11 protein-coding genes are annotated in these 9,204 nt (G+C 45.1%); 6 read left to right on the top strand and 5 right to left on the bottom strand.

Features of this window, described 5'->3' with window-relative positions; translation table 11 throughout:
• Positions 1-104 precede the first annotated feature (104 nt).
• Both BCT11_RS13955 and BCT11_RS13950 read left to right on the top strand, forming a co-directional pair.
• Complete coding sequence (locus tag BCT11_RS13955) at positions 105-488, top strand: hypothetical protein (protein WP_042603811.1); 384 nt, start codon at positions 105-107, stop codon at positions 486-488.
• Between the two features lie 24 nt (positions 489-512).
• The gene (locus tag BCT11_RS13950) at positions 513-884 is read left to right on the top strand and encodes a hypothetical protein (RefSeq protein WP_102388548.1); all 372 of its coding nucleotides are present in this window, start codon (positions 513-515) and stop codon (positions 882-884) included.
• Positions 885-924: 40 nt separating this feature from the next.
• Here BCT11_RS13950 and BCT11_RS13945 read toward each other — a convergent pair whose 3' ends face one another.
• Together BCT11_RS13945 and argA are read right to left on the bottom strand one after the other, a co-directional pair.
• Positions 925-1,110 carry a hypothetical protein gene (locus BCT11_RS13945; RefSeq protein ID WP_005427310.1) on the bottom strand — a complete coding sequence of 62 codons (186 nt, stop codon included), beginning with the start codon at positions 1,108-1,110 and terminating at the stop codon, positions 925-927.
• Between the two features lie 253 nt (positions 1,111-1,363).
• Positions 1,364-2,701, bottom strand: coding sequence for an amino-acid N-acetyltransferase (gene argA / locus BCT11_RS13940; protein WP_102388547.1), 1,338 nt, complete (start codon positions 2,699-2,701; stop codon positions 1,364-1,366).
• Positions 2,702-2,865: 164 nt separating this feature from the next.
• Here argA and BCT11_RS13935 point away from each other — a divergent pair, with 164 nt between their 5' ends.
• From BCT11_RS13935 to csdE, 4 genes are all read left to right on the top strand, one after another.
• Positions 2,866-3,321: a DUF2850 domain-containing protein gene (locus BCT11_RS13935; RefSeq protein WP_038864621.1), complete on the top strand. Its 456-nt coding sequence runs from the start codon at positions 2,866-2,868 to the stop codon at positions 3,319-3,321.
• A 282-nt stretch (positions 3,322-3,603) separates the two neighbouring features.
• Positions 3,604-4,716: a murein transglycosylase A gene (mltA, locus tag BCT11_RS13925; RefSeq protein WP_042603808.1), complete on the top strand. Its 1,113-nt coding sequence runs from the start codon at positions 3,604-3,606 to the stop codon at positions 4,714-4,716.
• 102 nt (positions 4,717-4,818) lie between these two features.
• Positions 4,819-5,628 carry a tRNA cyclic N6-threonylcarbamoyladenosine(37) synthase TcdA gene (gene tcdA, locus BCT11_RS13920; RefSeq protein WP_005427322.1) on the top strand — a complete coding sequence of 270 codons (810 nt, stop codon included), beginning with the start codon at positions 4,819-4,821 and terminating at the stop codon, positions 5,626-5,628.
• Between the two features lie 20 nt (positions 5,629-5,648).
• On the top strand, positions 5,649-6,077 hold the full coding sequence (gene csdE, locus BCT11_RS13915; RefSeq protein ID WP_039976929.1) for a cysteine desulfurase sulfur acceptor subunit CsdE: 429 nt from the start codon (positions 5,649-5,651) through the stop codon (positions 6,075-6,077).
• Between the two features lie 366 nt (positions 6,078-6,443).
• Here the strand turns inward: csdE and csdA are convergent, their stop codons facing one another.
• The 3 genes from csdA to panE are packed head-to-tail and all read right to left on the bottom strand — an operon-like array spanning position 6,444 to position 9,141.
• Positions 6,444-7,655 (bottom strand): cysteine desulfurase CsdA, encoded by a 1,212-nt coding sequence (gene csdA, locus BCT11_RS13910; protein WP_102388546.1) that lies wholly within the window; start codon positions 7,653-7,655, stop codon positions 6,444-6,446.
• Positions 7,655-8,254 (bottom strand): DJ-1 family glyoxalase III, encoded by a 600-nt coding sequence (locus BCT11_RS13905; protein ID WP_039976932.1) that lies wholly within the window; start codon positions 8,252-8,254, stop codon positions 7,655-7,657. The genes csdA and BCT11_RS13905 overlap by 1 nt, the downstream gene beginning before the upstream one ends.
• A complete protein-coding gene (gene panE, locus BCT11_RS13900) occupies positions 8,251-9,141 on the bottom strand; it encodes a 2-dehydropantoate 2-reductase (RefSeq protein ID WP_102388545.1) in 891 nt (296 codons plus the stop codon). Before panE ends, BCT11_RS13905 begins: the two co-directional genes overlap by 4 nt.
• Positions 9,142-9,204: the final 63 nt, after the last annotated feature.

Here is a 9,204-nt window from a genome sequence, read left to right as displayed (position 1 = left end):
GGTCGTAATCCCGCCATTTTTATGTCTGAGCAATTCGAACTGCATTGAACCCCATGCTTTTTCGACGATAATGTTTGAGCTTTAATGTCGCATGAGGTGTGACCGTGGATTTTTCCTGGCTTCTACATATCGCATTTATCGCTTTTTTTGTATCAGGCGCTGCGTTGTTTACTTGGTTTGTAGTGCTAGGTGCTTTTCTCGTCTTCTTTACACCCAAAAATGTAAAGCACTACGCTTTCAATGAGCGACATTTTTCTGAAGTTGAGCTAGCAATCAGTTCCGGTTTTCATTTTGGCTCTCTTATCTATGGAGTTGGTTTGATCGCTAGCGTATGTTTCCCCCTGTTGGGAAGAAAGCGAGGGCTGGCAGATATTCGGAGTGTGTGCGGACGAGGGTTTATTTATGTGTGTGTGTTTTATACAACGGTAATGTTGCTTCTGATGTTTACAGTCATTATCTCAATGATTACATGGCTATCCATCTCTTAATTATCAAAGGTAGTTGGACTTATCATGTCTTTGGTAGAGCTATCGTTTGTCGTATTTTTTATAGCTGGTGGTCTGCTCATCTTTTGGTATCTGATTGTCGGTATAATTCTTACATGTGTCACTCCTGAAGAGGTTAAGCAATACGCTTATACACGGGAGCATTATATGGAAGTTGAGCTAGCCATCAGTTCCGGTTTTCATTTTGGCTCTCTTATCTATGGCACGGGCTTGCTTGCTGCCATCGCGTTTCCTCGACTTGGTCGAAAAAGAGGACTGAGCGATGTACGCAGTCTAAGTCCTCAATGGCTGATTAACGTTAGCTTGGTTTATTGGTTGATACTGCTAATCATTCTATTCGTTATATTCTCGACGTTATTAATTATGGCCTTTTATTGAACATACATACCAAAAGACCGAGCGCGATGCTCGGTCTTCTTTAATTTTGTGTAAACGCATTGGTAAATGACACGCTGCGAATTTTGTATTGTTGCTGATAAGCCAAGATAAAATCTTTAATGGCGTCATTGACGGGAAATACGCAGTGGACGTCGAGCCCTTCGAGAAAATGGTTATCCGCCATATCCCAGAAGCTTTGAAGTGAGTTACAAATAATGGTTTTCATAACAGTGCTCATCTTATTCATTGTAAGAGTAACAACTGTCCTTGATGCGTCATGCAGAGCAGCCAAGCTTGCTCTGCACTTTAGGGTGATAGTTATTCACCTAGATCCATTTGCCGATTGTTTAAAATACGACCGTTTGTTGCGCAGATTATAACCAACAGTATGTATATTGAAAAGGTTAAATTGCGACCAATGTCAATGTAAAGGTTTGCATAACTATTTAGGTTTAGGTTGAATTACGTTTCTTTAATTCTCACAGGTCTAATGCCAGAATTTTTGACTTACGCTGGAAGTTATACAGTCCTTGTTTTGCCCCCGGAAGATAATCAACGCTCACTTCATAAAAGCCTTGTTCTCTAAACCAATGAAGGCTGTGTGTGGTCAGCACAAAGATTTGATTGATGTTGTCAGATTTTGAACGATGCTTCATGTAATTGAGTAGCAATAATCCACGGTTACCATCGCGATAATCTTGGTGAATAGCCACGCAAGCCATTTCCGCTTTTTGCTCTTCAATATATGGGTACAAAGCCGCACAACCGATGATCAAGCCGTCTTTTTCGATGATGGTGAACTTATTAATTTCTTGCTCAAGTTGCTCGCGAGATCGCCTTACTAGCACACCTTGTTCTTCTAGTGGGCGAATAAGATCTAAAATACCGCCAATGTCATCGATGTCCGCTTCACGCACCTGTTCGGCACTGGCCATGACAACCTGTGTACCGATACCATCGAAAGAGAACAATTCTTGGATGAGTGCGCCATCAACTTTGTAGCTAATAAGATGGCTTCTTGGCACACCTGCACGGCAAGCAGAAATCGAACCTTTGAGAAAACGTAATGTTCCAGAGTTATAGTCGGAATCTGGTGAGGTGTCTGCCATGAGCTTCGTGATGACATGCTCTGCTTCAATAGGGAACAATTCCGCGACGGCATTACCGTTATCATCAATAACCCCTTGCTCAGAGCAGAACCCAATCAATTTATCCGCACCAAGCTTAATCGCTAGTTGAGTCGCGACTTCTTCTGAGGGAAGGTTGAAGCATTCCCCTGTCACTGAGCTGGCGATTGGACCGAGTAACACAATTGAGCCTTGAGCGAGTGTGCGGTGGATTGCATCGGTATCGATTCGACGAATGCGTCCGCTGTGGCAATAGTCGACGCCGTCATCAACACCGAGTGGCTGAGCAATGACAAAGTTGCCGCTTACAACGTTAAGCTGGGTACCCGCCATTGGCGTGTTGTTAAGGCTCATAGATAAGCGTGCGGTTATCGCCAGTTGAAGCTGTCCTGCTGCTTGCATAACTACCGAAAGCGCGACTTCATCTGTGATTCGAACGTTTTTGTGGTATGGCGTAGTAAGCTCTTGTTTCTCTAGTAGTTGGTTGATCTGCGGTCTTGCGCCGTAAACCACAACTACCTTAATGCCAAGGCTATGCATCAATGCAATATCATTGATAATGTTGCCAAAGTTTTTATCGGCAACGGCTTCGCCCCCAAGCATCAAAACCATGGTTTTTCCACGGTGTGCGTTAACATAGGGTGTGGATTGACGGAATCCTTTAACTAGAGCAGTACTACGAATTTTCACTATAGCCATTCCTTGTGTTTATTTATGCTTTAATATTGTCTTTTTATTCAATTGTTGGCAAGGTAATTTTTTGGAATAAAGCACAAACATCGTGAGCGTGATGCTTGGTTGTGTTTGGTTGATGAGGGTACAATGTTCCCGTCTAGTTCAAACACGTGAGCCTCATGTCTTCAGTTGTAAATAAGAATGCTGCGATCGCTGCTCAATCAGAGCAAAATATCTCTACAAAATCGCCACTTCGTAAATGGATTGAGCGTTCGCTTATGCTAACGGCGATCGTAGGTACGATAGTTGTATTTATGATGTATGGTGATTTGATTACTCGATATATAAACCCACCAATTTCTAAGTCAGTGATTTATGGCAAGTGGGTAGAGCAAGACGTGGCGCCATATGCTCGTGAAGAGTTTATTCTTAGTGAGCGTGGTGTAATGGTGAGAGGTTCAACCGTCGCAACGGATTTCGAATTTGATGGCGACACACTTTCTTATAAGGTTGGTTCTACAGTGCGTCGATTTGACTTTCTCGATCAGCATCACTCTGAAATGAAGTTGGATTCAAATGCCCACTATCTGCCCGTTTTTCACCTAGAAGGTCATTCGAACCTAGCTATTCGCTAGCGCTTCATATTCGTAAAATTCTTTCTGTAACTGCTCGCTGGGTCTCAGTGTGAGAGGGCTGGCGTTTTCGGGTATCTTAAAATTCCTGCCACCTCCATCAGACATTGTCCGGACAATCGTTTGATTACATTGCTGTTATTATCCAGCTTCCTATTTTTATGGATGAATCGGCAGCAACTAAAGCCTTTGCCTTATCGCTGATACACTTTGTCGCAGCTTTTCAATTGCGTCGTTTGCATTTGTTTGCCATCCTTTTGCTATCTTCTTTTATGGAAAAAACACGTGTTTAAAAAACTCCTTCCTATTGTCTCTTTAAGTCTGTTATTTGGTTGTGCGACTGAGCCAGAACAAAACCTACTTGCTAAGCAAGATTACGATGGCGAGTTTTCGCATATCTTGAACAAAGCTGATGTCGTTGAATCCAACAAGCCGCAAGATTTCACTGAGTTCAACAAACAAGCTGAACAGGTTGTGATTAAGTCGCCTTCAATGGCAAAAATGTACCAGCCACTTTACGAGAAGTTGAGTGAATGGGCATTGCAGAGTGGTGATACGACTGCGCTCAGTGCGTACGGTATTCAAGCTGCGCAGCTTGGTGGTGGTGATAAGAAGGGCAACGTGTTGTTCACAGGCTATTTCTCTCCTGTGATGGAATTGCGTCATCAACCAAATGCAACATATAAGTTCCCGGTTTATGGCAAGCCAAATTGTGGTTCAAGCTGCCCAACACGTGCAGAAATTTATAACGGAGCGTTAGACGGTCAAGGTCTGGTATTGGGTTACGCACCCAACCGTATTGATCCATTCATGATGGAAGTGCAGGGTAGCGGCTTTGTTCATTTCGAAGATGACGATACGCTGGAATACTTTGCTTACGCAGGTAAGAACAATAAAGCGTACGTGAGTATTGGCCGAATTCTAATTGAGCGTGGTGAAGTGCCACGTGAAGAGATGTCACTCAAAGCCATCAAAGACTGGGTGATGAAGAATGATGAAGCAACGGTTCGTGAGTTGCTAGAGCAAAACCCTTCTTATGTGTTCTTTGCTCCACAAGCGGATGCGCCAGTAACGGGCTCTGCAGGTATTCCACTATTACCAATGGCATCGGTAGCAGGCGATCGTTCGATTCTACCTATGGGTACGCCAATTTTGGCGGAAGTGCCATTGCTTAATAAAGACGGTACATGGAGTGGCGCGCACCAGCTTCGTCTTCTAATTGTGTTAGACACTGGCGGCGCGGTGAAGCAAAACCATCTCGATCTATACCACGGTATGGGACCACGTGCTGGTACAGAAGCGGGTCACTACAAGCACTTTGGTCGCGTGTGGAAGTTGGGTTTGGAAAACACGCCAACGCAAGCACCTTGGGCTTTGCCGCCAGAGAAGTTACAATAGCTGCCTAGCGAGAGGAATCACCTCTCATCATCTAGACATTTCCTCAAAGAGTGCGTATAAATCGCACTCTTTGTTTTTCTATCGATCATCTGGAACTTCAATATGCGTGAACTCGATACTCCGGCATCTGACAGCTATAACCAACGTTTTGGTGGCACTCGTCGTCTCTACGGTAACAGCGAAGTAGAAATTCTTCGTGCTGCACACGTGTGTGTGATTGGTATTGGTGGTGTTGGTTCATGGGCGGTAGAAGCGCTCGCACGTACTGGTATTGGTGAGTTGACGCTCATCGATATGGATGACGTGTGTGTGACCAATATTAACCGTCAAATTCATGCGATGACTGGCACGGTTGGTCAAAGTAAAATTGAAGTGATGGCAGAGCGCGTTAAGCTGATTAACCCAGAGTGTAAGGTCAATTTGATTGACGATTTCATCACACCAGATAATCAGCACGAGTACTTGAGCAAAGAGTTCGATTACGTGTTGGATGCGATCGATAGCGTAAAAGCAAAAGCCTCTCTATTGGCTTACTGTCGTAGCAACAAGATTAAAGTGATCACAACTGGCGGTGCTGGTGGTCAAATCGATCCAACTCAAATCATGGTGGCGGATCTGACCAAGACAATCCAAGACCCATTGGCGAAGAAGATCAAAGACACATTGCGTCGTCATCATAACTTCCCGAAAAATCCAGCGCGTAAATTTGGTATCGATTGTGTGTTTTCTACCGAGCAATTGAAGTACCCACAAGCCGATGGTTCAGTATGTGGCGTGAAATCGACAGCAGAAGGTCCAAAACGTATGGACTGTGCGAGTGGTTTTGGCGCGGCGACGGTTGTAACTGCAACGTTCGGTTTTGTTGCGGTATCTCGTATCGTTGAAAAGCTGATCCAAAAGCATAAGAAGTAATTCAGAGAAGAGAGCGCATCATGACTGATTTCCCTGTCTCGCCGTTTGGCACTGACATCACCAGTGAAGACATCGCCGCAACCATGCAGCAATTTAAAGGTTGGGAAGATCGCTACCGTCAGGTGATCCAATGGGGTAAAAAGCTGCCTCAAATGCCTGAAGAGCTTAAATCAGAGCAAGTTACGGTATCTGGCTGTGAAAGCTTAGTGTGGCTGGTAAGCAAAGAGCAAAATGGCGTTTGGCACTTTTGCGCCGATTCTGACGCGCGTATTGTGCGTGGTTTGATTGCCTTGGTGATGGCGGCTTACGATGGCAAAACGGCAGAGCAAATCCAAGCGTTTGATATTGATGCTTACTTTGAAAAACTAGGTTTAATTGCTCACCTAAGCCCATCGCGTGGCAATGGTTTGAAAGCGATTGTTGAGCAGATCAAAGCACAAGCTCAGTAGTTGGCGTTAGTTAAAACCGCACTAAGAACAGAATAAAGAAAAGGGTTGAAGCCAAACGGTTTCAACCCTTTTTCTATAAATCTACAGTGGTATACCCAAGTGACTTCAAGATGCAGGATTCAGAGCGTTGTCATTGATTTGAGAGCAAGGAAAACAACGCAGTGTAATAGTCAGTTCTTTCCAAGTTGTTTGACGCAGCAATCGGGTCAATGACACGCTCCCAAAGGGCGAGCTGCCTTGGCTTGCATACTTTGTTGTCGATTCTTGATTTAGACACATTAAACCTTTAAATCGCTGCCGCGTCTACAAACCAAGTCAGTCTCGCTGAACCTAGCATCTCGAGGTTACTTGGGTATATTTATATTGTTAAAGCATATCGACCGCTTTCTCGACTGCTGCAATCAGCTTCTCAACATCTTCTAACGTATTGTAGATACCAAAAGAAACACGCACCGTGCCTTTGACGTTAAGCGCATCCATCAGAGGATGAGCACAGTGATGTCCAGCGCGAACAGCGATACCTTGTTGATCAAGCAGCGTGGCAATGTCTTGGTGGTGAACGCCATCCATTACAAAAGTAAGCACTGAAGCATTCGGCTGATAACCGAGGATTTGAATGTCATCCAATTGGCTTAATGCCTGGTAAGCTTGGTCTTGCAGAGAATGCAGATGTGCCTCTACTGCGGTTTGGTCAAAGTCTTGGTACCAGTCGATAGCTTTCGCTAGAGCAATCGCGCCTGCGACGTTCGGTGTACCCGCTTCAAACTTACCCGGCAAGGCAGAAAAGGTGGTTTTTTCAAACGAGACTCTTTCAACCATTTTGCCGCCGCCGTGCCATGGTGGCATCGCTTCTAACAGTTCAAGCTTGCCATACAGTACGCCAATCCCAGCAGGTGCATACAGCTTGTGGCCAGAGAAGACATAAAAGTCGACATCGAGCTCTGCCAAGTTCAACTGTTCATGAACAATGCCCTGTGCACCATCGACAACGACAACTGCGCCTAACGCATGTGCCATGGCGATGACTTTCTCGATAGGTTGACGAGAGCCCGTCACATTGGTGATTTGTGCGCACGCTACGATTTTACAGCGCTCCGACAACAGTGCTTCAAACGCATTGATGTCGAATTGGCAACCGGAGGTCATCGGAACCTTGATGATTTTCGCGCCCGTTTGCTCCGCGACAATTTGCCAAGGCACGATGTTCGCGTGATGTTCCATTTCACTGATTAGGATTTCATCACCCGCTTGGAGTGTGCTACGAGCATAAGTTTGCGCGATTAGGTTTAGTGCTTCGGTTGCGCCTCGAGTCCAAATGATTTCTTTTGAACTGCTCGCCCCAATAAAATTCGCAACGGTTTCACGAGCCGCTTCAAATTGACTGGTCGCGTTGGCTGTTAAGCTATGACTACCACGGTGCACGTTAGCATTTTGTGCACTGTAGTAACGGCTAATCACATCGATCACGCACTGCGGTTTTTGCGTTGTAGCTGCGCTATCAAGGTAAACCAAAGGCGATTGGTTTACGTCTTGCTTCAGGGCAGGGAACTGTTCGCGTACAGCGTTTACGTCAAACATTATTCGTCACCGAACTCGTGATAATGCAGTGTTGGGATGGTAACTAGCGGTTCTGCGACCATCCATCCATGCTCTTTACCAGAAAGTTTGATAATGATTTCCATCGCGAACTCAAGTGCGGTTCCTGGTCCCTGACTTGTCAGTAGGTTGTGATTCACATCCATGGTGACACGTTTAGCTCGCCATTTGTCTTCAGGAATATGAGATTGGAAGCTTGGATGGCATGTCATCAAGGCTTCAGGGTAAAGGTTGTGATGTTGCAAAACCAAAGCTGGCGCTGCACAAATTGCCGCAACCAGCTTACCTTCGTACATGTGCTGTTTCAGGATTTCAATCATGATGGTGCTATCACGGAAGGTTTCTGCACCACCTACACCACCAGACAGAACAATCGCATCAAACTCGTCATCGGCAATATCAACTAGCTTGCAATCCGCGGTTAGTGTCACGCCTCGAGACGCTTTCATAGTCAGTGCACCATCGAAATCTGCGCTTGCGATGGTTACGTCATAGCCTGCTCGAACCATTAAGTCGATAACGGTTACCGCTTCCATTTCTTCTGTGCCCGGCGCGATAGGTACTAAGATCTTTTTATTCATTGTTCTGTCCAGCTTTGTTCAATCTGTTTGATGCGTTGATAGAGTTTGGCGTTCTCTGGCGTACTAATGTGATGCTTTTCAGCAGCTTTCAGCAAATAACCGGTAATGAAATCGATTTCGGTGCGACGTTGGTGGAAAACATCTTGTCTCATTGAAGAGTAGTTGGCTGCTGTCGCGTTCACCACTTGCATAATGGTGGTGTGAAGAGAATCAAAATCGACCTTTATCTGTTCTGTATTCATTACCTCCACCAACTCATGGGTGATGTTCGCTAACTCGGAGGCAAATCCTGGATCGGCAAGCTCACCATTCTTACATTGATGAATGGCGGTCAGAGGGTTGATAGCACAGTTGATCGCAAGCTTGGTCCACAGTGCAGCGTTGATATTTGGGTTCCAATTCACCTCTGGCAAAGCGTGATTCATCACCTCCACTAAGAAGTCACATTGAGTACCTTTAGCATTAAAGCCACCCAGTTGAGTATTTCCCTGACCAGTATGCAGAACCTGCTCTTTACTTGGTTTGAAAGCACCGTGTGTTGTTGTGGCAACGATTAACGGGTTATCAGCAAGTTTGGTTTCGATGAGTTGTGCGGTTCCCATTCCGTTGTGCATCAACATTATGATGGTGTCAGTGTTGATGTAAGGAAGAAGAGGCTCAATCGCGGTTTCAACCTGCCATGCTTTTACTGTCACAACAATCAGATCTGCATTTTGAACAGAAGGGATGTGCTGATTAGAAAAACTGATTGCTGAGTTGTCATCAAGTTGGAGCAACTGCTCGCTGTTTGAGCTTCTTCCCCATAAGGAAACATTGTGTCCAGCAAGTTTGAATTTAGTCGCCCAAAGTGAGCCAACGGCTCCTGGACCTAAGATGAGAATATTCACCAAACGCTCTCATTAAAAAGGTTTGCTGCAAGGATAATGAGGGAAAAAAGGAAAGCAAATAAA

The organism is Vibrio sp. 10N.222.52.B12 (genome assembly GCF_002875385.1).
GTDB lineage: Bacteria > Pseudomonadota > Gammaproteobacteria > Enterobacterales > Vibrionaceae > Vibrio > Vibrio jasicida.
The sequence above is the reverse complement of the archived record's forward strand: the minus strand, read 5'-3'. Positions and strand labels throughout refer to the sequence as shown.

Bases quoted from the DNA above. Each gene is read 5' to 3' on its own strand.
- BCT11_RS13935 (WP_038864621.1), top strand. From the start codon at position 2,866: ATGTCTTCAGTTGTAAATAAGAATGCTGCGATCGCTGCTCAATCAGAG.
- BCT11_RS13950 (WP_102388548.1), top strand. From the start codon at position 513: ATGTCTTTGGTAGAGCTATCGTTTGTCGTATTTTTTATAGCTGGTGGT.
- BCT11_RS13905 (WP_039976932.1), bottom strand. From the start codon at position 8,254: ATGAATAAAAAGATCTTAGTACCTATCGCGCCGGGCACAGAAGAAATG.
- tcdA (WP_005427322.1), top strand. From the start codon at position 4,819: ATGCGTGAACTCGATACTCCGGCATCTGACAGCTATAACCAACGTTTT.
- csdE (WP_039976929.1), top strand. From the start codon at position 5,649: ATGACTGATTTCCCTGTCTCGCCGTTTGGCACTGACATCACCAGTGAA.
- BCT11_RS13945 (WP_005427310.1), bottom strand. From the start codon at position 1,110: ATGAAAACCATTATTTGTAACTCACTTCAAAGCTTCTGGGATATGGCG.
- csdA (WP_102388546.1), bottom strand. From the start codon at position 7,655: ATGTTTGACGTAAACGCTGTACGCGAACAGTTCCCTGCCCTGAAGCAA.